Raw genomic sequence first — 23,885 nt, forward strand, 5'->3', positions numbered from 1 at the left:
GTCATGGTGAGTAACCTGTCCCTGGATTTTTCCACCGAAAATTTTAAACCTCTGGCCGCGCGGATGCGGCCAGAAACCCTGCAACAGTACATTGGTCAGCAACACCTGCTGGGCGCGGGCAAACCGTTGCCGCGTGCCATTGAAGCAGGGCATCTGCACTCCATGATTCTTTGGGGACCGCCCGGGACCGGCAAAACCACGCTGGCTGAAATTATCGCGCATTATGGCAATGCCGATGTGGAGCGCATCTCGGCGGTTACTTCAGGCGTCAAAGAGATCCGTGAAGCGATAGAGCGCGCCCGTCAGAATAAACATGCCGGGCGACGCACCATCCTGTTTGTCGATGAGGTGCATCGTTTTAACAAAAGTCAGCAGGATGCCTTTTTACCGCATATTGAAGATGGCACCATCACCTTTATCGGGGCCACCACAGAAAATCCCTCTTTTGAACTCAACTCCGCGCTGCTGTCACGCGCCCGTGTCTATCTGCTGAAATCGCTGACCCACGCTGATATTGAGCAGGTGCTGGATCAGGCGATGCAGGATAAGGTACGCGGTTACGGTGACAGCGACATCGTCCTGCCGGACAACACCCGCAGAATGATCGCTGAGCTGGTCAATGGCGATGCCCGACGGGCGCTCAATACGCTGGAAATGATGGCTGACATGGCCGAGACCAGCGCGTCAGGCCAGCGTGAACTGACTCCGCAGCTGCTGAATGAAGTGTCAGGAGAGCGATCCGCGCGGTTTGATAACAAAGGCGATCGTTTTTACGATCTGATCTCCGCACTGCATAAATCGGTTCGCGGCTCCGCACCCGATGCGGCGCTCTACTGGTATGCCCGCATTATCACCGCCGGCGGCGATCCGCTTTACGTGGCGCGTCGGTTGCTGGCTATCGCCTCAGAAGATGTCGGAAACGCTGACCCACGGGGTATGCAGGTGGCGATTGCGGCCTGGGACTGTTTCACCCGCGTCGGCCCGGCGGAAGGGGAACGTGCCATCGCTCAGGCGATCGTCTATCTGGCCTGCGCGCCCAAAAGTAATGCGGTTTACACCGCCTTTAAAGCCGCGATGCGTGATGCGCGCGATCATCCCGACTATGACGTGCCGGAGCACCTGCGCAATGCGCCCACCAAGTTGATGAAAGAGATGGGGCTGGGTAAAGAGTACCGCTACGCTCATGATGAAACCAACGCCTACGCCGCAGGTGAAGTCTATTTTCCGCAGGAAATGGCCAATGCGCGCTATTACCATCCCACCCAGCGCGGGCTGGAGGTAAAGATTGGTGAAAAGCTAAGCTGGCTGGCTGAGCAGGATCAAAATAGCCCGACAAAACGCTACCGCTGAAACAGACGTTACGGTAATGTGAGCAATGTTTTCAACGTATTCCGCTGGAATTCGTCCCTTCTTTCAACCAACTTTTTATACACAGGATAAGCATGCTCGATCCCAATCTGCTGCGTAATGAGCCAGACGCAGTCGCAGAAAAACTGGCACGCCGGGGATTTAAACTGGATGTGGAAACGCTGCGTTCGCTCGAAGAGCGTCGCAAAGTCTTGCAGGTGGAAACAGAAAATCTACAGGCAGAGCGTAACGCCCGATCCAAATCCATCGGTCAGGCCAAAGCACGTGGGGAAGACATCGAGCCGCTGCGTCAGGAAGTGAACGCGCTGGGCGAACGCCTGGATGCCGCAAAAGCAGAACTGGATGAACTGCAGAATCAAATCCGTGACTTTGCGCTGGCGCTGCCAAATATACCGGCAGATGAAGTGCCGCTGGGTAAAGATGACAGCGAAAATCAGGAAATCAGCCGCTGGGGTGAGCCGCGCCAGTTCGATTTTCAGGTGAAAGATCACGTTGAACTGGGTGAAGCCGCTAAGGGTCTCGATTTTGCGTCTGCCGTGAAACTGACCGGTTCGCGCTTTGTGGTAATGCAGGGGCAGATTGCCCGCCTGCATCGTGCACTGAGTCAGTTCATGATTGACCTGCATACTGAACAGCACGGCTACCTTGAAACCTACGTGCCTTATCTGGTTAACCACGAAACCCTCTACGGGACCGGACAGCTGCCTAAGTTTGGCGAAGACCTGTTTCACACCCGTCCGCTGGAAGAGGAGTCAGACAGCAGCAACTACGCGCTGATCCCAACCGCGGAAGTGCCGCTGACCAACCTAGTGCGTGACGAGATTCTGGAAGAGGAGAGCCTGCCGGTTAAACTGACGGCTCACACGCCATGCTTCCGTTCTGAAGCGGGTTCTTACGGTCGTGACACGCGCGGCCTGATCCGTATGCATCAGTTTGATAAAGTTGAAATGGTGCAGATCGTCAACCCGGAACAGTCGATGGAAGCGCTGGAAGAACTGGTCGGTCACGCCGAGAAAGTGCTTCAGCTGCTTAATCTGCCTTATCGTAAGGTTTTACTCTGTACCGGTGATATGGGCTTTGGATCGACCAAAACCTACGATCTTGAAGTGTGGCTACCGGCGCAGAACACCTACCGCGAAATCTCTTCCTGCTCCAATATGGGCGATTTCCAGGCACGTCGTATGCAGGCGCGCTGCCGCGGCAAACAGGATAAGAAGACTCGTCTGGTTCATACCCTGAATGGTTCAGGTCTGGCCGTTGGCCGTACCCTGGTGGCGGTGCTGGAAAACTATCAGCAGGAAGATGGCCGTATCGCTGTGCCTGAAGTTTTACGCCCTTACATGAACGGCGTCGAGATCATCGGCTAAACTTTCTCTCCGTTTATCAGACCCGGCTCCGGCCGGGTTTTTTTATGCCTCGTAGCCCTCATAGCCTGTCAGTCACCCTGTTTTTTTATCACAAATAAACGTTATCGATAGCAGATGGTGCAGGGCGCTTAAAAACTACAGTTTTCATAGAGATAGCAATTCTGGCTCAGCGGCTTGCAGGCTCTGTAACCTACTGAAGATTAGCAAATTAAATTGTCAGGCAGCAAAATGTGCTGCTGAAAATTTACCGCCATTGACTTTAGTTAAGTCAGTGGCAAACTGCGCGCAATTTCCTTCATTTGCTCTGGTTCCTCTTCTCTATGTCAACCTGGTCACGCCCTGTGATGTTGCTGCTTTGCGGCCTGATGTTAATGACCGTCGCGATTGCTGTGCTGAATACGCTTGTGCCGCTGTGGCTGGCGCATGACTTGCTGACCACCTGGCAGGTGGGCATCGTGAGTTCCTCCTACTACACAGGTAACCTGGCAGGAACTTTACTGGCGGGCTGGTTGATCAGAGAGTATGGTTTTAACCGGAGTTACTACCTGGCTACCGCGCTGTTTGCCGTGGCGACCGTGCTGCTGGCACTGCTTGATGGCTTCTGGGCGTGGAGCTCACTGCGTTTCATGGCTGGTATTGGCTGTGCGCTGATATGGGTTGTGGTCGAGAGCGCGCTGTTGTGTAGCGGAACGGTACGCAATCGCGGCCAGCTGCTGGCGGCCTATATGATCGTTTACTATCTCGGCACCGTGGCGGGCCAGCTGCTGGTCAGCGAACTCTCTACCGCGCTGTTAAGCGTTATTCCCTGGGTTACCTCGCTGGTTTTATGCGCCATACTGCCGCTGGTCTTCACCCGCGTTTCTGCCAGTGCCGAAGCGACGGAAGCTGCGCCTGTCCGAATCTGGCCGATGTTGCGCCGCCGCAGCTCCCGTCTCGGTATTAACGGCTGCATCATCTCTGGCATTGTTCTGGGTTCGCTTTACGGACTGATGCCGCTCTATCTGTCGCATCTTGGTATGAGTGATGGCAATGTGGGTTACTGGATGGCCTTGCTGGTCAGCGCGGGCATTGTCGGACAGTGGCCGATTGGGCGTCTGGCCGACCGTTTTGGTCGTATGCTGGTGCTGCGGGTGCAGGTTTTCGTGGTTATTCTGGGAGCGATGGCGATGCTGACCAACGCCGCGATGGCGCCAGCCCTGTTTGTGCTGGGACTGGCGGGCTTTACGCTCTATCCGGTTGCGATGTCCTGGGCTTGTGAAACGGTCGCCCACCATGAACTGGTTGCGATGAATCAGGCGTTGCTGATGAGCTATACCATTGGCAGTCTGGTGGGGCCGGCGATGACATCTGTTCTGATGCAGAGCTACTCTGATCGATTACTGTTCGTGATGATTGCGGCAGTGGCGGTGATCTATCTGGTGATGCTGCTGCGTAAAGCTGAGCATCATGCTACACCGGTGGCCCACGCCTGATTGCTGAGCAACAAAAAAGGGAGCGTAACGCTCCCTTTTTTGTGGGGAATGGATCAGTACATTACTTCGTGACCATAGCTGGCGAGTATATTTTTGACCCGCTCCATCGTCTCTTTACTCGGTGGTTTCACCCCATCCAGCTTGTACTCTTCACCCATCGCGATCCATTTATGCTTACCCAGCTCGTGATAGGGCAGCAGTTCAATCTTCTCCACATTTTCCATGTCACGGGTAAATTCACCGAGGCGGTGAGCCGTGTCATCGTCGTCGGAATAGCCGGGTACCACGACAAAGCGAATCCAGGTCCGCTTTCCCTTTTTCTGCAGGTAGCGGGCAAAATCGAGCGTGCGATGATTCGATACCCCAACCAGAATCTGATGAATGTCATCATTCATCTGTTTAAGGTCAAGCATTACTAAATCGGTTACGTCGAGCAGCTCATCGATCACCGGATCGTAGCGACGTACAAAGCCGTTGGTGTCGAGACAGGTGTGAATCCCCTCGGCTTTGCAGGCGCGGAACCAGTCGCGTACAAACTCAGCCTGCAAAATGGCTTCGCCGCCCGACGCGGTCACACCACCGCCAGAGGCATTCATAAAATGGCGATAGGAGAGAACATCCGTCATTAACTCTTCGACGCTTATCTCTTTGCCGCCATGCGTATCCCAGGTATCACGATTGTGACAGTAAAGGCAGCGCATCAGGCAGCCCTGGAAAAAGGTGATGAAACGGATGCCGGGACCATCAACGGTACCGCAGGATTCAAATGAGTGGATACGACCTTTAACTGACATTGCGATGTTTTCTCCAGTGAGTCTGCCGGGACAGACGGCGCAATCTCTGTTGCGCTCAGGGCAGGAAATCGATTCTGGTGGGGATCCTGATAAAGATGACCACCAGAGCCGACTTTCAGATAAAAGGCTCCGCGAGGAGCCTTTTTTATCGGGATAAGGCGGTGATTACAGTGACTGAGTGAACGTACGGGTAATCACATCCTGCTGCTGCTCTTTTGTCAGCGAGTTAAAGCGTACAGCGTAACCGGAAACGCGGATGGTGAGCTGCGGATATTTCTCTGGATGCTCCATCGCGTCCAGCAGCATTTCACGGTTCATGACGTTGACGTTAAGGTGCTGACCGCCTTCGATGCTGGCTTCGTGATGGAAGTAACCATCCATCAGACCGGCAAGGTTGGTTTTACGCACGTTATCATCTTTGCCCAGCGCGTTAGGCACAATGGAGAAGGTGTAAGAAATACCATCTTTCGCATAGGCAAACGGCAGTTTCGCTACCGAGGTCAGTGAGGCGACGGCACCTTTCTGATCGCGGCCATGCATCGGGTTAGCCCCAGGTCCGAACGGTGCGCCAGCGCGACGGCCATCCGGGGTATTGCCGGTTTTCTTACCATAAACCACGTTTGAGGTGATGGTCAGAACAGACTGCGTTGGTACCGCATTGCGATAGGTCGGCAGCTGCTGAATTTTCTTCATGAAGCGTTCAACCAGATCGCAGGCCAGGTCATCAACCCGTGGATCGTTGTTACCGAACTGCGGATATTCGCCTTCAATATCAAAGTCGATTGCCAGACCATCTTCGTCACGAATAGGTTTCACTTTGGCATATTTAATTGCTGAGAGTGAATCCGCCGCCACAGAGAGACCGGCGATACCGCAGGCCATGGTGCGATAAACATCACGATCGTGTAACGCCATCAGCGCGGCTTCGTAGCTGTACTTATCATGCATGTAGTGGATGATGTTCAGCGAGGTGACATACTGTTTCGCCAGCCAGTCCATGAAGTGATCCATACGGTCCATGACGGTGTCGAAATCCAGCACGTCGTCGCTGATTTTGTCGCCTTTCGGTCCAACCTGCATTTTCAGTTTTTCATCAACGCCGCCGTTGATTGCGTAGAGCAGGGTTTTAGCCAGGTTGGCACGTGCGCCAAAGAACTGCATCTGTTTGCCAACAATCATCGGGCTGACGCAACAGGCAATCGCGTAGTCATCATTGTTGAAGTCCGGGCGCATCAGGTCATCGTTTTCATACTGCAACGATGAGGTATCGATGGAGACTTTAGCCGCATATTTTTTGAAATTAATCGGCAGTTTTTCTGACCACAGAATGGTCATGTTCGGCTCAGGTGAAGGACCCATGGTGTAGAGGGTATTCAGGAAGCGGAAGGTGCTTTTTGATACCAGCGTACGACCATCAACACCCATACCTGCCAGGGATTCTGTTGCCCAGATAGGGTCGCCAGAGAACAGCTCGTCATACTCAGGTGTGCGCAGGAAGCGGACCATACGCAGCTTCATGACCAGATGGTCAATCAGTTCCTGAGCCTGTTCTTCGGTCAGTTTGCCTTCTTTCAGGTCACGCTCGATGTAAATATCGAGGAAGGTTGATACGCGGCCAAAGGACATGGCCGCACCGTTCTGCGATTTAACCGCAGCCAGGTAGCCGTAGTAGGTCCACTGCACCGCTTCGCGGGCGTTGGTTGCCGGGCCAGAGATGTCGTCACCATATTTTGCCGCCATCTCTTTGATCTGCTGCAACGCACGATGCTGGTCAGAGATCTCTTCGCGCAGACGAATGGTTGCTTCCAGATTAACGCCATTCTCTAAATCTTTCTGTAGAGAAGCGAACTGAGCGAACTTGTCCGCCATCAGGTAATCAATACCGTACAGGGCCACACGACGATAGTCACCGATGATACGGCCACGACCGTAAGCATCCGGCAAACCGGTCAGGATACCGGATTTACGGCAACGCAGAATGTCCGGGGTATAAACGTCGAACACGCCCTGATTATGGGTTTTGCGGTATTCGGTGAAGATTTTTTTCAGTGACGGGTCAAGTTCACGGCCATAAACTTTGCACGAACCCTCGACCATTTTGATGCCGCCATAAGGAATAATGGCGCGTTTTAATGGGGCTTCTGTTTGCAGACCAACGATTTTTTCCAGCGACTTGTTGATGTAGCCGGCGTCATGAGAGGTGATGGTTGAGGCGAGATCGGTATCAAAGTCTACGGGCGCGTGGGTACGGTTCTCAATTTTGATCCCTTCCAGCACGTTGTCCCACAGTCGGGTGGTCGCTTCAGTCGCGCCAGCCAGGAACGACTCATCACCTTCATAAGGGGTGTAGTTCTTCTGAATGAAGTCACGCACGTTGACGCCATTCTGCCATTCGCCTTCAGCAAATCCTTTCCATGCTGACGCCAGTTTTGCATTAAGTTCGGTCATAATATACCTGCCTTAGATGAGGAGACTGTTACGGTCGGGCACAGTGCACTTCCTGTGCCGTCAAAAATGCATTTTTAATGTACCTGGTCATCTTTACGCAGATAGATGACCCAGTACGTCAATCCAACCAGAACGCCACCGCCGATGATGTTACCCAGCGTAACCGGAATCAGGTTGTCGAAAATAAAGTTACCTAAAGTAAGCGATTGAAAATGTGCCGCAGTGGTTCCGGCCGCCTGCCAGAAATCCGGGGCGGCGAAGTCGCGGATGACAATCGCATAGGGAATAAGAAACATATTGGCAATGCTGTGTTCAAAACCGCTGGCAACAAACATCGCCACTGGCAAAATCATCACAATCAGCTTATCGGTAAGCGAACGGCCGGAATAGCTCATCCAGATGGCCAGGCAAACCAGCAGATTAGCCAGCGTCCCGAGGCAGACTGCCTCTATAAAGGTGTGATGCATTTTATGATCGGCGGTTTCCAGCACATTCAGACCCCAGGCACCGTTCGCCACCATGTGCTGTCCGGCGAACCACATCAGCGCGATAAAGAAGAGTGCGCCCGCCAGGTTGCCCACATAGACGTTAATCCAGTTGCGGGCCAGCTGACCCCAGCTGATGCGGCCACTGGCTTTGGCAACCACAATCAGCACGGTAGAAGTGAAGAGGTCAGCACCGCATACGACAACCAGCATTAAGCCGAGTGAGAAGCAGATCCCGCCTATCAGTTTGGCCACGCCATAAGGCATGGCACCGCTACCGGTGGTGGCTGTGATATAGAAAACAAAGGCGATTGAGATAAATACACCGGCGTTAATCGCCAGAAAGAAGGTGGTGAAGGGATGTTTGGTTGCTTTATAGATACCCGCGTCTTCGGCAACTTTCGCCATGGCGGCAGGTAATAACAGATTAAAAGGGTTGTCAGTTTTCACACTAACTTACTCCGGAAGTTGTCTGAAAAAATACTAACAAAGGAGTATAAGTCAGTAATTGATGTGGATCATGTTTGACCAACTGGCAGCGGCTTTTTTGCAACTCAGCAAAGAAAAATTCCGCTATTTGCTTGATTATTAAAGATTAAATAAATTTTAAAAATAAAAATATTTTTTAAGGAAAGGTTGGTGTTCAAGATTCGTGTCGGGAGAATGTTATAAAAATTAAATCATTATGTTAGTTAATCGTATTAGTTTTGATCGTAATAAATTTTAGTGCCGCTAATGTTTTCTGAAATAAAAAGGCACCGAAAAAAATCCAGTGCCTTTCTGATGCATTTATCCAGCGTTTACCGCGAAGCGTCAGGCATTTTGCCAGTAGTTGCGCTTGGCACGCTGTAGCTTTTCATAAGCCGCGAGCAGTGACTGATGAGCCGGGAAAGCCTGCAAATCTTCATCAATCGCCTGGAGTCCATTGAAAGGGCGCTCTCCGCTGATCGCCGCTGAGGCGGCTTCCAGGGCTTCCTCGCCATACATCCGCGTAAAGGCGTGATGATACTGTAATGGATCGCGCTCATCTTCCATCGCCAGTAGCAGTAATGTCTGTAGGCAGCGATAGTAGTTAGCCCGTTCCGGCGTAAAGATGGAGCTGTTGAACTCCATAGTCCATTCAGTCCAGATTAATGCCTGATCCAGATCGCCGCCCGCCAGCGCCAGCATCGCTTTTAACTCACCCACGCGCAGCGTGTACCAGCCATTATCTTTGCCGGTCGCTAAACCCAGCAGCTCACGAACGCGGGTGAAGTCGTCAAAACCTTCATCATCAAGCTGGGCAATCAGATCCAGATACTCTTCCGGGTTCCAGTTGCTGTCCGGCAGAGCAAGCAGGGTTTCACGGATACCGGCCCCCATGCTGTTGTTTGCCAACAGTAAATCTTCTGCGGGGTAAATATCAGACATGCCAGGCACGATGATGCGACACGCATAGACACCCAGGTGCTCGTAGTCAGCGATATAAACTTCCTGATCTTCGGCCGCAAAAATTGCCATCAGCGTGGCAAATTCCTCTTCGGTCGAGCCTGCAAAGGTCCAGTCGACAAAAGGATAATCCGCGGTTTCTTTAAACAGATCCCAGGAGATCAGGCCGCTTGAATCGATAAAGTGTGTTTCCAGGTTGGCATGCTCAGCGACTTCTTCATCGTCAAAGGTCGGTGGGGTAAACACATCCAGGTCTTTCAGGCTGCGGCCCTGTAACAGTTCAGTGACGGTACGCTCCAGCGCCACGCCAAAATCGGGATGAGCGCCAAACGAGGCAAAACAGGTGCCGTTGGCCGGGTTGAACAGCACCACGCAGATAACCGGATAGTTGCCGCCCAGCGAAGCATCATAGGCGAAAATCGGGAATCCTTCTGCTTCAAGACGGGCGATGGCCTCGATCACTTCAGCATAGCGTTGCATCACCTCATCAGGGATGGCGGGCAGGCTAATCGCCTCGGCAATGATGCGGTTTTTAATATAGCGCTCAAAGACTTCAGACAGCCCCTGAACGCGCGCTTCATTAGCGGTATTACCGGCCGACATGCCGTTAGAGACGTACAGATTGCCAATGATGTTCATTGGAATGTAGACCGTTTGCTGATCGGACTGACGGGTAAACGGCAGGGTGCAGATGCCGCGCTCAGCATTACCCGATTGCAGATCGATCAGGTCGCCGGCGGAAAGTGCATTGTCTGGATCGTAGAAAGCACGCAGACGCGGGTCCAGTATGCCTTCAGGCAGTGACTCATCAGCAGGCAGCGCAAACCATTTTTCATTGGGATAGTGAACAAAGTCACCGTTAGCGATGCGTTTTCCTAACCAGAAATCGGCGAAAAAATAGTTGGTGGAGAGACGCTCAAAATATTCACCCAGTGCCGAGGCGAGCGCCGCTTTCTTACTGGCACCCTTACCGTTGGTGAAGCAGAGCGGGCAATCGCGGTCGCGAATATGCACGGACCAGACATGCGGAACAGGATTAAGCCAGGAGGCTTCTTCAATATTAAAGCCAAGATCCTGTAGCTTGTTCTGGAAACGCGCAATGGAGTCTTCCAGTGCGGCATCTTTGCCCGGGATAAATGTTTGCGTCATGGTGCCGCTCTCTCAGTTGTCATAGGGTGCGTAAAGCGCGCAATGATACGGATTTTGCCGACGGTCCGCTATCAAGGCGGGATAATTTTACCGGCCCAGTTTTCATCACCTTGTCTGACAGACCAATGAGGAATCTTATAGGCTGGACGACGCCTCACAAAATTTCGTGCAGATTTGCATTGGTAACATAACCTCCGGTGAGGCGTTTTCAGAAAATGTGACCGCTACCTGATTTATGATTGCAGCCATCAGGATGCAGTGATAAAACCGGAGAGTTATTCATAACCGTTCGATATGACAGTGGTGAGGGGAAATGACGCAAGTTTATAATTTTAGCTCCGGCCCGGCGATGCTACCGGTTGAAGTGCTCCGTCGTGCAGAACAGGAACTGACAAACTGGCGCGGTCTGGGTACCTCCGTTATGGAGATCAGTCACCGTAGCAAAGAGTTTATTCAGGTCGCTGAGGAAGCGGAGCAGGACTTCCGTGATCTGCTAAAAATACCGGCCAATTACAAAGTTTTATTCTGTCATGGCGGAGCGCGTGCGCAGTTCGCTGCCGTGCCGGGCAATCTGCTGGGTTCAGCCACCAGCGCGGACTATGCTGATGGTGGTTACTGGGCGCACAGCGCAATAAAAGAAGCAGAAAAATATTGCTCCCCGCGCACCCTGGATGTCAAAACCCTGCGTGACGGTAAACGTGCCATCCTGCCGATGCGCGAATGGGAGGTGAGTGACACGTCCGCTTACCTGCACTTCTGTCCTAACGAAACCATCGACGGTATCGCTATCGATGAACAGCCTGACTTCGGCAGCAAAACCGTGGTGGCTGACTTCTCTTCCACTATTTTGTCTCGTCCGATCGATGTCAGCCGTTACGGCGTCATCTACGCCGGTGCGCAAAAAAATGTCGGCCCGGCTGGACTGACCCTGGTTATCGTCCGTGAAGATCTGCTGGGCCAGGCGCAGGCCTCTGTCCCCTCAATCCTGGATTACAAAGTTCTGGCCGATAACGATTCGATGTTTAACACCCCGCCAACTTTTGCGTGGTACCTCTCTGGCCTGGTGTTTAAATGGCTGAAAGAGAAGGGCGGTGTGGCAGAGATTGACCGTATTAATCAGGCGAAATCTGATCTGCTCTATAGCGTGATCGATCACAGCGGTTTCTACCGTAACGATGTGGCGACAGAGAACCGCTCACGCATGAATATTCCTTTCCAGCTGGCCGATGCCTCACTGGATGCGCTGTTCCTGGAAGAGTCATTCAACGCCGGTCTGCATGCGCTGAAAGGGCATCGTGTGGTAGGCGGTATGCGCGCATCAATTTATAATGCGATGCCGCTGGAAGGCGTGAAAGCGCTGACGGACTTTATGGCCGATTTTGAGCGTCGTCACGGTTAATCAATAAGAGACCAGCATTGAGCTGGTGCCAGACCTCGCCACATGGCGAGGTCTCTGTATTTTTTGAGGATTTCGTTTCACATGCAGGACTCCCTGACTCTTCAACCGATTGCGCGTGTCAATGGCACGGTCAATCTGCCTGGCTCCAAGAGCGTATCGAATCGTGCCCTGTTGCTGGCCGCCCTGGCGAAAGGTACCACCCGTCTCACTAACCTACTCGACAGCGACGATGTGAAGCACATGCTGAATGCGCTGACCACGCTGGGCGTAAAATATACGCTTTCCGGCGATCGTACCGTCTGCGAAGTGACGGGAAATGCCGGGCCTCTGGCATCATCTCAGCCGCTGTCGCTGTTCCTGGGTAATGCCGGTACCGCCATGCGTCCGCTGGCGGCAGCGCTTTGTCTGGGCCAGCACGATATTGAACTGACCGGCGAACCGCGCATGAAAGAGCGGCCAATTGGTCATCTGGTCGATGCCTTACGTCAGGGGGGGGCCAGCATTAGCTACCTGGAAAACGAGAACTATCCGCCGCTGCGTTTACGCGGAGGATTTACCGGCGGTGAAGTCAGCGTTGATGGCAGCGTATCCAGCCAGTTCCTGACGGCGCTGCTGATGACCGCGCCGCTGGCGGAGCAGGATACCTGTATCACCATCAAAGGGGATCTGGTTTCAAAGCCATACATTGATATTACCCTGAATCTGATGCAGTGCTTTGGTGTTGATGTCGAGAACCAGAACTATCAGCGTTTCCTGATTAAAGGGCAGCAGCAGTATCAGTCGCCTGGTGATTATCTGGTGGAAGGTGATGCCTCCTCCGCCTCCTATTTTCTGGCAGCCGCCGCAATAAAAGGCGGTACGGTTAAGGTCACCGGTATCGGTCGCCAGAGCGTACAGGGCGATATTCGTTTTGCTGACGTACTGGAAAAGATGGGTGCGACGATTGAGTGGGGCGATGATTATATCGCCTGCACCGCAGGCAAACTGCGGGCCATTGATATGGATATGAACCATATCCCGGATGCGGCGATGACTATCGCTACAGCGGCGTTGTTTGCGGAAGGGACCACTCAGTTGCGCAATATTTATAACTGGCGGGTGAAAGAGACCGATCGCTTAAGCGCCATGGCGACCGAACTGCGTAAAGTGGGGGCCGAAGTGGAAGAGGGCCATGACTTTATCCGCATTACCCCGCCAGCCACGCTGGTTCATGCGGATATTGGCACCTATAACGACCACCGTATGGCGATGTGTTTCTCTCTGGTTGCGCTTTCCGATACGCCAGTCACCATCCTTGATCCCGGCTGTACCGCAAAAACCTTCCCGGACTATTTTCAGCAACTGGCTAAAATCAGTCAGCCCGCCTGATGGTTCTCCGCCGGTGTGATTACGCACCGGCTCCTCCTGATTTAACATGGCCGTAACACCACCGAAATCCTCTGATTTGACTGGAATTACGCATCAGCGCAGTGTGAAAGGTTAACCCAGACTGGCTATGCAGCGTATAATGCTCACTATTACAGGTGACCATCAGGTCGAAATGCGCGCAGCAACAGGAGGGAATAATGACAGTAACTGCCCCGGTCATAACTATCGATGGGCCAAGCGGTGCGGGAAAGGGAACCCTGTGCAAAGCCATGGCGGAGTCGCTGCAATGGCATCTGCTGGACTCGGGTGCCATCTATCGCGTACTGGCATTAGCGGCGTTGCATCATCAGGTTGACATCGAATCTGAAGAGGCGCTGGTGCCGATTGCCGCACACCTTGATGTGCGCTTTGTGTCACAAAACGGGGAATTGCAGGTGATTCTGGAAGGCGAAGATGTCACCAGCGAAATTCGTACGCAGGAGGTCAGCAACACGGCCTCGCGCGTGGCGGCTTTTCCCCGCGTGCGGGAAGCCTTATTGCGGCGGCAGCGCGGTTTTCGCGATGCGCCCGGCTTGATTGCCGATGGCCGTGATATGGGCACCGTGGTCTTTCCTGACGCGCCGGTTAAAATTTTCCTGGATGCCAGCCCGGAAGAGCGCGCGCAGCGCCGTATGCTACAGTTGCAGGATAAGGGCTTTAATGTTAACTTTGACCGCCTTTTAGCCGAGATAAAAGAGCGTGACGACCGCGATCGCAATCGCGCCATTGCGCCTTTAGTAGCTGCTGAAGATGCCTTAATTCTGGACTCAACTGCGATGTCCATCGATCAGGTCATTGAAAATGCGCTACACTATGCCCGCGAAAAGTTGGGTATCCCGGCTTAACTGAATTATCACCCTGTACCACGGATCCGGTGCCGGGCATGTGAAACAACCCCATCCGACATGAAGTCAGATGGACGTTAAATTGAAGAATCCTGAAGATTATCAATATGACTGAATCTTTTGCTCAACTATTTGAAGAATCCTTAAAAACAATCGAAACCCGCCCGGGTTCCATCGTTCGTGGTATCGTTGTCTCTATCGACAAAGATGTCGTTCTGGTTGATGCGGGCCTGAAATCTGAATCTGCAATTCCTGCAGAGCAGTTCAAGAACGCAGCCGGCGAACTGGAAATCCAGGTTGGCGACGAAGTTGATGTTGCTCTGGATGCAGTGGAAGACGGCTTCGGTGAAACCCTGCTGTCCCGTGAGAAAGCGAAGCGCCATGAAGCATGGATCACGCTGGAAAAAGCTTACGAAGACGCTGAAACTGTTACCGGTGTTATCAACGGCAAAGTTAAAGGCGGCTTCACAGTTGAGCTCAACGGTATCCGTGCGTTCCTGCCAGGTTCACTGGTAGATGTGCGTCCGGTGCGCGATACGCTGCACCTGGAAGGCAAAGAGCTTGAATTCAAAGTGATCAAGCTGGATCAGAAACGCAACAACGTCGTGGTTTCACGTCGTGCGGTTATCGAATCCGAAAACAGCGCAGAGCGCGATCAGCTGCTGGAAAACCTCCAGGAAGGCATGGAAGTTAAAGGTATCGTTAAGAACCTCACTGACTACGGTGCATTCGTTGATCTGGGCGGCGTTGATGGCCTGCTGCACATCACTGACATGGCATGGAAGCGCGTTAAGCATCCAAGCGAAATCGTCAACGTGGGCGACGAAATCACCGTTAAGGTGCTGAAGTTCGACCGCGAGCGTACCCGTGTTTCTCTGGGTCTGAAGCAGCTGGGCGAAGATCCATGGGTTGCTATCGCTAAACGCTATCCGGAAGGCACCCGCCTGACCGGTCGTGTAACCAACCTGACTGATTACGGCTGCTTCGTAGAAATCGAAGAAGGCGTTGAAGGTCTGGTACACGTCTCTGAAATGGACTGGACCAACAAAAACATCCATCCGTCTAAAGTTGTTAACGTAGGCGACGTGGTTGAAGTAATGGTTCTGGACATCGACGAAGAGCGTCGTCGTATCTCCCTGGGTCTGAAGCAGTGTAAATCTAACCCATGGCAGCTGTTCGCTGAGACGCACAACAAAGGCGATCGTGTTGAAGGTAAAATCAAGTCAATCACTGACTTTGGTATCTTCATCGGCCTGGATGGCGGCATCGACGGTCTGGTTCACCTGTCTGACATCTCCTGGAACGCGACTGGCGAAGAAGCCGTTCGTGAGTACAAGAAAGGCGACGAAATCGCTGCCGTTGTACTACAAGTTGACGCAGAGCGTGAGCGTATCTCTCTGGGCGTTAAACAGCTGGCAGAAGATCCGTTCAACAACTACATCACTTTGAACAAGAAAGGTGCCATCGTCACCGGTAAAGTGACCGCAGTTGATGCTAAAGGTGCTACAGTTGAATTAGCAGACGGCGTTGAGGGTTACCTGCGCGCTTCTGAAGCTTCACTGGATCGCATTGAAGATGCCACTCTGGTTCTGAACGTTGGCGACGACGTTGAAGCTAAGTTCACCGGCGTTGATCGTAAAAACCGTGTGGTTAGCCTGTCTGTCCGTGCGAAAGACCAGGCTGATGAGAAAGAAGCTATCAATACTGTTAACACCAAACAGGAAGAAGGCAATTTCTCTAACGCAATGGCTGAAGCGTTCAAAGCGGCTAAAGGCGAGTAATCGACCTGAAGCACCGGGTGGGCAACCACCCGGTTTCGGTAAAAGCTGTCATACATTCCTATAGGGATAAACCGGAGGTTACATGACCAAGTCAGAACTGATTGAAAGACTGGCGGGACAGCATACTCATATACCGGCGAAAGTCGTTGAGGATGCAGTAAAAGAGATGCTGGAGCACATGGCCACTACGCTGGCACAGGGCGAACGTATCGAAATCCGGGGATTCGGCAGCTTTTCTTTGCACTATCGTGCTCCGCGTACTGGACGTAACCCGAAAACGGGTGACAAAGTGGATCTGGAAGGAAAATACGTTCCCCACTTTAAGCCAGGCAAAGAGCTGCGCGATCGCGCAAATATCTACGGCTAAGCCGATACCGAACCAGATAAACGACATCTCAGGATGTCGTTTTTTTTGCCTGTCGATCCTGGTTGCGACCTGCCATCCATGCGGCTGATATTAACGCTGCAACATGACTATTTCTTTGCGAGGTAGCTCCACAACTTCCAATTAACCGCTGTCGCTTTCACCTCAGCCGCGCAGAATAAACGCATTAAATAAAGCGGATATGATTATGCTGACATGGACGGTTCTGGCCAGGCTGGCAATTCTCGCGACGTTGCCTTTGCTGTTGATTGCCCGGCTTCCCGCTGGCGAAGCGCTTATTGCCTTGCTGTTAACCGGAATCGGCCTGCTGCACACGCCTTATCACTTCATGCGTCTGCTGGGCGTAAGCCTGCTGTTGCTGACCTGGGCCGGTAACGATGCACGGCTGATGGTGCGGGATATTGAACATTTCTCTGCACGACCCGGCAGCTACACTCTTCGCATCAGTGAAGTGCGAAAAGATCGCAAACAGATCCGGGTTCGTCTGCTTAAAGAAGGCGACCGCCTGCTGTTTCCGCCACGCTTTGCCTGGCTCTATTTTGATTCCGACCCGGCGATCTACTGTCCAGGTCAGCGCTGGACGATGCAGCTGCGTCTGCGGCCGGTTCATGCCCGGCTCAATGAAGGGGATTTTGATGCGCAGCGTTTTGCCCTGGCCACCAACACGCCACTACAGGGGCGGATCCTCAGGCAGCAGGTGGTTAACAGTGACTGCGACTGGCGCTGGCAATTTATTTTATGGCACCGTGCGCGAACCCAGGCACTACCTTCACATGCCACGCTGGAAGCGCTGGCCTTTGGCATACGCGATGAGATGAGCCAGCAAACACGCCAGTTATTAAGGGAGACCGGGACCGCTCATCTGATGGCGATCTCGGGGATGCATATCGCCCTGGCCGCCAGTACCGGCTGGCTTATGGCGCGTGGCGTGCAATGGATATTACCGGCACGTTGTATCGGCTATCTCTTTCCCCTTATCGTCAGCTGGCTGTTCGCTGCGGTGTATACCTGGCTTTCCGGGGCACAGCCGCCTGCCGAGCGGGCGCTGCTGGCGCTCACGTTCTGGACCCTGACGCGGGTCGCTGGTGTTCAGCTGAACAGCTGGCAGGTCTGGACATGCTGCATGGCGGTGCTGCTGGTGGCAGAACCGTTAACCGTCTTATCGGACAGCTTCTGGCTCTCGGTATTAGCGGTGGGAATGCTACTTGTCTGGTACCACTGGTTCCCGTTACCGGCGGCGCTACGTCATCGACGCCGCTGGCTGCCGGTTCAGCTGCTGCATCTACAGGTGGGCATGATGATTTTAATGGTGCCGTTGCAGGTGGCGATTTTCAACGGCATCAGCCTGACTGCTCTGGTGGCTAATATGGTCGCCATCCCGATGGTCTCCTTTATCACCATGCCGCTTCTGACGCTCGCTATGCTGTTGCCGGTCGCGGATTTATCCGCATTCTTCTGGCAAGCCGCCGATCTCTCTTTGCGAGCGCTGCTCTACAGCCTGGCGCTGTTGCCGTCAGGCTGGTTGCCGCTGAGCGGCGCCAGCGGGTTTGCGGTGATGGTGTGGGGCGGATTGATTGCCTGGCGGGCTCAGCTGTTTTTCTGTCTGCCATTCAGCAGTATCACCCTGGCTCTGGCGATGCTGCTCAGCCGCCAGCCGAACCGGGAGGAGGGCTGGCGTATCGATATGCTGGATGTCGGGCACGGTCTGAGTCTGGTGATCACCCAAGGCGATGAGGCCGTAATCTATGACACCGGACCTCGCTGGCAGAGCGATGATGCGGGCAGCCGGGTGATCGTCCCCTGGCTGGAGCGCAAACAGCTGCGGTTAAAACAGGTGATCCTCAGCCATAAGCATCTGGATCATACCGGCGGACTGGCGGCCATTACCCGGCGCTGGCCAGAGGCTGAAGTCAGAAGCGCGCTGGCAAATACAGGCCATTTACCCTGCGTACGCGGCACAGCGTGGCGCTGGCGGCAGCTCCACTTTCGGGTGGTCTGGCCGCTCACCGCACCCTTGCCGGGAGGCAATAATGACTCCTGTGTGGTTATCGTCGATGATGGCGAGGTTCGCTTACTGTTAACCGGCGACATCGAAGCGAAGGCGGAGCGCCAGCTGGTTGCGCTGGAGAAGCAGGGGCTGAGCGTGGATATTTTACAGGTGCCTCATCACGGCAGCCGGACCTCATCCACCCCCTTGCTGCTGCGTAACGCGGCGGGGCATACCGCCATCGCGTCGCTGGCACGCTACAACGCCTGGCGTATGCCAGCGAAAAGTGTGCTGGAAAATTACCGTAAAAGCGGTTTTCACTGGCTGGATACCGGCCAGTCTGGCCAGATCAGCATCACCATCCGGCAGGGTAAAGTGCTGGTTTCCACTCTGCGCGATCAATTAATGCCGCGTTGGTACCATCAGTGGTTTGGCGTCAAAGACGAATCCAGGTAGAATGGCCGGCTATTTCCAACAGCGTGAATAAATAATGCATCTAGATAAAGATCTCTCTACGTGGCAGACATTTCGCCGACTCTGGCCGATGATCGCGCCTAACAAGGCGGGATTAATTGTAGCGTCCATCGCCCTGGTTATTAACGCTGCGGGTGACGCCTTAATGCTCTCCCTGTTGAAACCGTTACTGGATGATGGATTTGGCAAAGCTGACAAGTCAGTGATGCTTTGGATGCCGTTAGTGGTTATTGGGCTGATGCTGCTGCGCGGGATAACCAGTTATATTTCCAGCTACTGCATCTCCTGGGTCTCAGGCAACGTTGTGATGAATATCCGTCGCCGGCTGTTCAGTCATATGATGGGTATGCCGGTCTCGTTTTTCGACCAGCAGTCGACCGGCACCCTGTTGTCCCGCATCACCTATGATTCAGAGCAGGTTGCGTCTTCCTCATCGGGTGCGCTGGTCACGGTTGTCCGTGAAGGGGCCTCGATTATCGGCCTGTTCATCATGATGTTCTATTACAGCTGGCAGCTGTCGTTGATCCTGATTGTACTGGCACCTATCGTCTCCTTTGCGATCCGCACCGTTTCCAAACGTTTTCGTAGCATCAGTAAAACCATGCAGAACACCATGGGGCAGGTGACGACCAGCGCTGAACAGATGCTGAAGGGCCACAAAGAGGTGCTGATTTTCGGCGGTCAGGAGATTGAGTCGGAGCGCTTTGCCCGCGTCAGCAACCGCATGCGTCAGCAGGGGATGAAGCTGGTTTCCGCCTCCTCAATTTCCGATCCGGTGATTCAGCTGATCGCCTCTCTGGCGCTGGCATTTGTGCTGTATGCCGCCAGCTTCCCGAGCGTGATGGATACCTTAACCGCCGGTACTATTACCGTGGTCTTCTCCTCAATGATTGCCCTGATGCGCCCGCTGAAGTCGCTGACTAACGTCAACGCGCAGTTCCAGCGTGGCATGGCGGCCTGTCAGACGCTGTTCTCCATTCTGGATAGCGAGCAGGAAGTGGATCAGGGCACGCGCGAAATGACCCGCGCAAAAGGAGACATTGAATTCCGTAACGTCACCTTTACCTATCCAGGGCGCGATACCCCGGCGCTGCGTAATATCAACCTGTCGCTGCCGGCAGGCAAAACCGTCGCCCTGGTTGGACGTTCCGGTTCCGGTAAGTCGACGATGGCGAGCCTGCTGACGCGCTTTTATGACATCCAGCAGGGCGAAATCCTGCTGGACGGCTTTGATCTGCGTGAGTATACCCTGCGCTCACTGCGTAATCAGGTGGCACTGGTCTCGCAGAATGTGCACCTTTTCAACGACACCATCGCAAACAACATCGCCTATGCCCGTAGTGAGCAATACAGCCGGGAAGAGATTGAGCGGGCCGCCACCATGGCCCATGCCATGGACTTTATCACTAAGATGGATAAAGGACTGGATACGGTCATCGGTGAGAACGGCGTGCTGCTGTCAGGCGGCCAGCGCCAGCGTATTGCCATCGCGCGAGCCCTGCTGCGCGACTGTCCTATCCTGATTCTGGATGAGGCGACCTCCGCGCTGGACACCGAGTCAGAACGCGCGATTCAGTCGGCGCTGGATGAGTTGCAGAAGAACCGCACCTCACTGGTGATTGCGCATCGACTCTCCACCATCGAAAAAGCGGATGAGATTGTGGTGATTGAAGATGGTCAGATTGTCGAACGCGGAACGCATCAGGTGCTGCTGGCGGAACGCGGTGCCTATGCTCAGCTGCATAAGATGCAATTCGGCCAATGATTGAACGTATCTGGAGCGGTCGCTCACCGCTATGGCTGCTGCTGTGGCCCTTCAGTCTGCTGTATGGGGCCATTACCGCTCTGATACGGTTCAGTTATCAGCGTGGCTGGCGTAAAAGCTGGCGCGCACCTCTGCCGGTGGTGGTGGTAGGGAATTTAACCGCCGGTGGCAATGGCAAAACGCCGGTGGTGATCTGGCTGGTTGAGGCGCTGCAACAGCGTGGCCTGCGTGCTGGCGTGGTCTCACGCGGCTACGGCGGCAAAGCGGCGCACTATCCTCTGCTGGTGACGGCGCAGACCTCAACGCAGCAGGCGGGCGATGAGCCGGTGCTGATCGCCCAGCGCACCGGTGCGCCGGTGGCGGTCGCCCCTCAGCGGCGGCTGGCGATCGAGGCGTTGCTGCAACAGGGGCCGCTGGATGTGATCATCACTGACGATGGCCTGCAACATTACGCCTTGCAACGCGATCGCGAAATTGTGGTGGTGGACGGCGTGCGTCGCTTTGGTAACGGCTGGTGGTTGCCAGCCGGTCCGATGCGCGAACGCGCCGATCGCCTGCGTCAGGTCGATGCGGTGATTATTAACGGTGGCGACGCGCAGCCTGAAGAGATAGCCATGCAGCTTCAGCCCGGGCTGGCCACTCATCTGCTCACCGGCAGGACCTGTCCGCCTGAGCAGCTTAAGCAGGTCGTCGCGATGGCCGGTATTGGTCATCCTCCGCGCTTCTTCGCCACCCTGAAACAGCAGGGCATCACGCCGGTCGCGGAGGTTGCCTTCGCCGATCATCACGCCTACAGTCAGGATGAACTGACCCGTCTGCTTCAGGCCGATCAGCAGCTGCTGATGACCGAAAAGGATGCGGTGAAATGCCGGCATTTTGCCCAGCCCGAGTGGTGGTATCTGCCGGTAGATGCCCGATTAACGGGTAGCGCGGTCACTCCCTTACTGGATGACATTGAACAACTCTGCCGCGCCGCGTCGCGCCAGTAATTCAGGTAGAGCCTGATAAGGAAGAGGATGAACACCCCACATTCACTTTCGTTACAGCAGGCTCGCCATCTCCACCTCGCCGCTCAGGGCCTGTTGCGTCCTCCTCCCGGACGCGCCCGTTATCGGGATCTGATTGACTGCATCTCCCGCATGTCGCTGCTGCAAATCGATACCATTCATGTGGTGGCCCGGAGCCCCTATCTGGTGCTGTTCAGCCGCCTGGGTGACTATCCGCAGGCGTGGCTGGAACAGGCGCTGGCCGGGGGCGCGCTGTTTGAATACTGGGCACACGAAGCCTGCTTTATTCCCCGCGCCGACTACCGGCTTCTTCGTCATCGTATGTTGTCGCCAGAGCGGCTGGGCTGGAAATACAATGCGCAATGGGTCGCCGACCATCAGCAGGCGATTAGCGATCTGCTACAGCAGATCGCTGAAAACGGCCCGGTGCGCGCCGCAGATTTTACCCACACCGGAAATCCGAAATCGGGATGGTGGGCGTGGAAACCGCATAAGCGACATCTGGAAAATCTGTTTAGCGCCGGTGAACTGATGGTTGCTGAACGCCGTAATTTTCAGCGCGTCTACGATTTACGCAGTCGCGTGATGCCGGAGTGGCAGGATGCGTTGCATAGCATCAGTGAGGCTGAGGCTATCTATCAGATGCTGCTGAACAGCGCCCGCAGCTTAGGGATTTTTCGCGCGGCCTGGCTGCCAGACTACTATCGCCTGAAGCGGGTCGATCTGAGCGCCTTTCTGGCAGAGGCGGAAGCGTCGGGTGAGCTGGTAGCTGTTGATACGGAAGGGCTGGGCGGGATGTGGCTGCATCGCGATTATCTGCCCTTGCTGGAGATGCCGCTGCGGGCGACGCACAGCGCCTTGCTGTCGCCGTTTGATCCGGTGGTCTGGGATCGTAAACGTGCGCGGGAGCTGTTTGATTTTGATTACCGCCTTGAGTGTTATACCCCGGCGGAGAAACGCCAGTTTGGTTATTTTGTTCTGCCGATCCTCCACCGGGGTCAGATCAAAGGCCGGCTCGATGCCCGCATGCTGCGCCAGCTAAAGCAGCTGGAAATTAAAAATATCTGGCTGGAAGATAAGACGCGCGTCACCGCGCAGTTCACGGCGGATATCCGGCGGGCAATCGAACGTTTCGCGGCCTGGCAGGGAGCGGAGAGCGTCGCCATCCTGCACGCACCCGATCCCCTGCGACAGCAGTGGCCAGCACAATGGACGCTTAATTAAGCGATTCACCGCTGGCGACTGAAGTTGATGTTTTACCCCATCCCGCCCGCGCTGGGCTATGGTATGCTTTATCCCCTCTGCATTCGGTCCCTGATGGAGGACATATGGATCATCGTTTACTTGAAATTGTTGCCTGCCCGGTATGCAACGGCAAACTCTACTACAACAATGCTCAGCAGGAGCTTATCTGCAAACCCGATGGTTTGGCGTTTCCGGTCCGCGATGGCATTCCGGTCCTGCTGGAAAATGAAGCGCGCACGCTCTCCGTTGAAGAGATTCACCCATGAGTTTCACCGCCATCATTCCTGCACGTTATGCGTCGACCCGCTTACCGGGCAAGCCGCTGCTGGATATTCACGGCAAACCGATGGTGGTGCATGTCATGGAGCGCGCCCGTGAGTCGGGTGCCAGTCGGGTGATTGTCGCCACCGATCATCCCGAGGTGGCGCAGGCGGTCGAAGCGGCAGGCGGTGAGGTCTGCATGACCCGCGCCGATCATCAGTCGGGCACCGAGCGGCTGGCCGAAGTGATCGAAAAGTATCAGTTTGCCGATGATGAGATCATCGTGAACGTGCAGGGCGATGAGCCGATGATTCCGGCGGAGATTGTGCGCCAGGTGGCCACCAATCTGGCGGGATCGGCGGCTGGCATGGCGACCCTGGCCGTGCCGATCAGTGATGCGGAAGAAGCCTTTAATCCCAATGCGGTGAAAGTCGTTATGGATGTGAATGGCTATGCGCTCTACTTCTCCCGGGCGACCATTCCGTGGGATCGCGAACGCTACGCCGTTTCGCGTGAGCAGCCTGGCGACACGCTGCTGCGTCATATCGGTATCTACGCCTATCGTGCCGGTTTCATTCGCCGCTATGTGGCGTGGGCACCCTGTCCGCTGGAGCAGATTGAGCTGCTGGAGCAACTGCGTGTGCTCTGGTACGGCGAAAAAATTCATGTCGCCGTGGCGCAGACCATCCCCAGCGTGGGGGTGGATACGCCAGACGATCTGCAACGTGTCCGGGCCGCCATGCAGGCCTGAAACGGGGGGAGAGCTTCTCTCCCCGTTGCTGCGCAACTTTATTGATCCGCCGCTAAACTTCTCTCCT

At 54.5% G+C, this 23,885-nt stretch carries 18 protein-coding genes; 14 read left to right on the forward strand and 4 right to left on the reverse strand.

The genetic code is table 11. The features are described from left to right. Positions 1-6: 6 nt before the first annotated feature. From ACCW71_RS00790 to ACCW71_RS00800, 3 genes are all read left to right on the forward strand, one after another. A complete protein-coding gene (locus tag ACCW71_RS00790; protein WP_436368966.1) occupies positions 7-1,350 on the forward strand; it encodes a replication-associated recombination protein A in 1,344 nt (447 codons plus the stop codon). Between the two features lie 92 nt (positions 1,351-1,442). After that, positions 1,443-2,735 carry a serine--tRNA ligase gene (gene serS / locus ACCW71_RS00795; RefSeq protein ID WP_436368967.1) on the forward strand — a complete coding sequence of 431 codons (1,293 nt, stop codon included), beginning with the start codon at positions 1,443-1,445 and terminating at the stop codon, positions 2,733-2,735. A gap of 320 nt (positions 2,736-3,055) precedes the next feature. After that, positions 3,056-4,207: an MFS transporter gene (locus tag ACCW71_RS00800; protein ID WP_436368968.1), complete on the forward strand. Its 1,152-nt coding sequence runs from the start codon at positions 3,056-3,058 to the stop codon at positions 4,205-4,207. Between the two features lie 53 nt (positions 4,208-4,260). Here the strand turns inward: ACCW71_RS00800 and pflA are convergent, their stop codons facing one another. The 4 genes from pflA to ycaO all read right to left on the reverse strand — a co-directional run bounded on the left by pflA (position 4,261) and on the right by ycaO (position 10,511). After that, complete coding sequence (pflA, locus tag ACCW71_RS00805) at positions 4,261-5,001, reverse strand: pyruvate formate lyase 1-activating protein (RefSeq protein ID WP_436368969.1); 741 nt, start codon at positions 4,999-5,001, stop codon at positions 4,261-4,263. A gap of 165 nt (positions 5,002-5,166) precedes the next feature. Then, positions 5,167-7,449, reverse strand: coding sequence for a formate C-acetyltransferase (gene pflB / locus ACCW71_RS00810; RefSeq protein WP_436368970.1), 2,283 nt, complete (start codon positions 7,447-7,449; stop codon positions 5,167-5,169). Between the two features lie 74 nt (positions 7,450-7,523). Next, complete coding sequence (gene focA / locus ACCW71_RS00815; RefSeq protein WP_436368971.1) at positions 7,524-8,384, reverse strand: formate transporter FocA; 861 nt, start codon at positions 8,382-8,384, stop codon at positions 7,524-7,526. A 363-nt stretch (positions 8,385-8,747) separates the two neighbouring features. Further along, positions 8,748-10,511 (reverse strand): 30S ribosomal protein S12 methylthiotransferase accessory factor YcaO, encoded by a 1,764-nt coding sequence (gene ycaO / locus ACCW71_RS00820; protein WP_436368973.1) that lies wholly within the window; start codon positions 10,509-10,511, stop codon positions 8,748-8,750. 313 nt (positions 10,512-10,824) lie between these two features. On the opposite strand from ycaO, the gene serC reads away from it, so the two are divergent. The 11 genes from serC (at position 10,825) to kdsB (ending at position 23,818) form a co-directional block, all read left to right on the forward strand. Further along, complete coding sequence (gene serC / locus ACCW71_RS00825) at positions 10,825-11,910, forward strand: 3-phosphoserine/phosphohydroxythreonine transaminase (protein ID WP_436368975.1); 1,086 nt, start codon at positions 10,825-10,827, stop codon at positions 11,908-11,910. 81 nt (positions 11,911-11,991) lie between these two features. Then, positions 11,992-13,278 carry a 3-phosphoshikimate 1-carboxyvinyltransferase gene (gene aroA / locus ACCW71_RS00830; protein ID WP_436368976.1) on the forward strand — a complete coding sequence of 429 codons (1,287 nt, stop codon included), beginning with the start codon at positions 11,992-11,994 and terminating at the stop codon, positions 13,276-13,278. Positions 13,279-13,475: 197 nt separating this feature from the next. Then, positions 13,476-14,162 carry a (d)CMP kinase gene (gene cmk / locus ACCW71_RS00835; RefSeq protein ID WP_436368977.1) on the forward strand — a complete coding sequence of 229 codons (687 nt, stop codon included), beginning with the start codon at positions 13,476-13,478 and terminating at the stop codon, positions 14,160-14,162. 107 nt (positions 14,163-14,269) lie between these two features. Next, positions 14,270-15,943, forward strand: a complete 1,674-nt coding sequence (gene rpsA / locus ACCW71_RS00840; RefSeq protein WP_009091109.1) for a 30S ribosomal protein S1 — start codon at positions 14,270-14,272, stop codon at positions 15,941-15,943. Positions 15,944-16,025: 82 nt separating this feature from the next. Continuing rightward, a complete protein-coding gene (ihfB, locus tag ACCW71_RS00845) occupies positions 16,026-16,310 on the forward strand; it encodes an integration host factor subunit beta (protein ID WP_003849360.1) in 285 nt (94 codons plus the stop codon). Between the two features lie 205 nt (positions 16,311-16,515). Then, complete coding sequence (locus ACCW71_RS00850; protein WP_436368978.1) at positions 16,516-18,771, forward strand: DNA internalization-related competence protein ComEC/Rec2; 2,256 nt, start codon at positions 16,516-16,518, stop codon at positions 18,769-18,771. 34 nt (positions 18,772-18,805) lie between these two features. Beyond that, entirely contained in the window at positions 18,806-20,554 is a 1,749-nt protein-coding gene (gene msbA, locus ACCW71_RS00855) for a lipid A ABC transporter ATP-binding protein/permease MsbA (RefSeq protein WP_436368980.1), read from the forward strand. After that, on the forward strand, positions 20,551-21,543 hold the full coding sequence (gene lpxK / locus ACCW71_RS00860) for a tetraacyldisaccharide 4'-kinase (RefSeq protein WP_436368982.1): 993 nt from the start codon (positions 20,551-20,553) through the stop codon (positions 21,541-21,543). The genes msbA and lpxK overlap by 4 nt, the downstream gene beginning before the upstream one ends. A gap of 27 nt (positions 21,544-21,570) precedes the next feature. After that, positions 21,571-22,785 carry a winged helix-turn-helix domain-containing protein gene (locus tag ACCW71_RS00865; protein ID WP_436368984.1) on the forward strand — a complete coding sequence of 405 codons (1,215 nt, stop codon included), beginning with the start codon at positions 21,571-21,573 and terminating at the stop codon, positions 22,783-22,785. 104 nt (positions 22,786-22,889) lie between these two features. Continuing rightward, positions 22,890-23,072: a Trm112 family protein gene (locus ACCW71_RS00870; protein ID WP_031376635.1), complete on the forward strand. Its 183-nt coding sequence runs from the start codon at positions 22,890-22,892 to the stop codon at positions 23,070-23,072. Continuing rightward, positions 23,069-23,818 carry a 3-deoxy-manno-octulosonate cytidylyltransferase gene (kdsB, locus tag ACCW71_RS00875; protein WP_436368986.1) on the forward strand — a complete coding sequence of 250 codons (750 nt, stop codon included), beginning with the start codon at positions 23,069-23,071 and terminating at the stop codon, positions 23,816-23,818. The genes ACCW71_RS00870 and kdsB overlap by 4 nt, the downstream gene beginning before the upstream one ends. The last annotated feature ends 67 nt before the right edge of the window (positions 23,819-23,885 follow it).

Origin of the sequence: Pantoea sp. C2G6, from assembly GCF_051336815.1 — a bacterium.
Lineage (GTDB): Bacteria > Pseudomonadota > Gammaproteobacteria > Enterobacterales > Enterobacteriaceae > Pantoea.

Coding starts and splice junctions, on each gene's coding strand:
- serS (WP_436368967.1), top strand. CDS start 1,443: ATGCTCGATCCCAATCTGCTGCGTAATGAGCCAGACGCAGTCGCAGAA.
- ACCW71_RS00800 (WP_436368968.1), top strand. CDS start 3,056: ATGTCAACCTGGTCACGCCCTGTGATGTTGCTGCTTTGCGGCCTGATG.
- pflA (WP_436368969.1), bottom strand. CDS start 5,001: ATGTCAGTTAAAGGTCGTATCCACTCATTTGAATCCTGCGGTACCGTT.
- pflB (WP_436368970.1), bottom strand. CDS start 7,449: ATGACCGAACTTAATGCAAAACTGGCGTCAGCATGGAAAGGATTTGCT.
- ycaO (WP_436368973.1), bottom strand. CDS start 10,511: ATGACGCAAACATTTATCCCGGGCAAAGATGCCGCACTGGAAGACTCC.
- serC (WP_436368975.1), top strand. CDS start 10,825: ATGACGCAAGTTTATAATTTTAGCTCCGGCCCGGCGATGCTACCGGTT.
- aroA (WP_436368976.1), top strand. CDS start 11,992: ATGCAGGACTCCCTGACTCTTCAACCGATTGCGCGTGTCAATGGCACG.
- cmk (WP_436368977.1), top strand. CDS start 13,476: ATGACAGTAACTGCCCCGGTCATAACTATCGATGGGCCAAGCGGTGCG.
- rpsA (WP_009091109.1), top strand. CDS start 14,270: ATGACTGAATCTTTTGCTCAACTATTTGAAGAATCCTTAAAAACAATC.
- ihfB (WP_003849360.1), top strand. CDS start 16,026: ATGACCAAGTCAGAACTGATTGAAAGACTGGCGGGACAGCATACTCAT.
- ACCW71_RS00850 (WP_436368978.1), top strand. CDS start 16,516: ATGCTGACATGGACGGTTCTGGCCAGGCTGGCAATTCTCGCGACGTTG.
- msbA (WP_436368980.1), top strand. CDS start 18,806: ATGCATCTAGATAAAGATCTCTCTACGTGGCAGACATTTCGCCGACTC.
- lpxK (WP_436368982.1), top strand. CDS start 20,551: ATGATTGAACGTATCTGGAGCGGTCGCTCACCGCTATGGCTGCTGCTG.
- ACCW71_RS00865 (WP_436368984.1), top strand. CDS start 21,571: ATGAACACCCCACATTCACTTTCGTTACAGCAGGCTCGCCATCTCCAC.
- ACCW71_RS00870 (WP_031376635.1), top strand. CDS start 22,890: ATGGATCATCGTTTACTTGAAATTGTTGCCTGCCCGGTATGCAACGGC.
- kdsB (WP_436368986.1), top strand. CDS start 23,069: ATGAGTTTCACCGCCATCATTCCTGCACGTTATGCGTCGACCCGCTTA.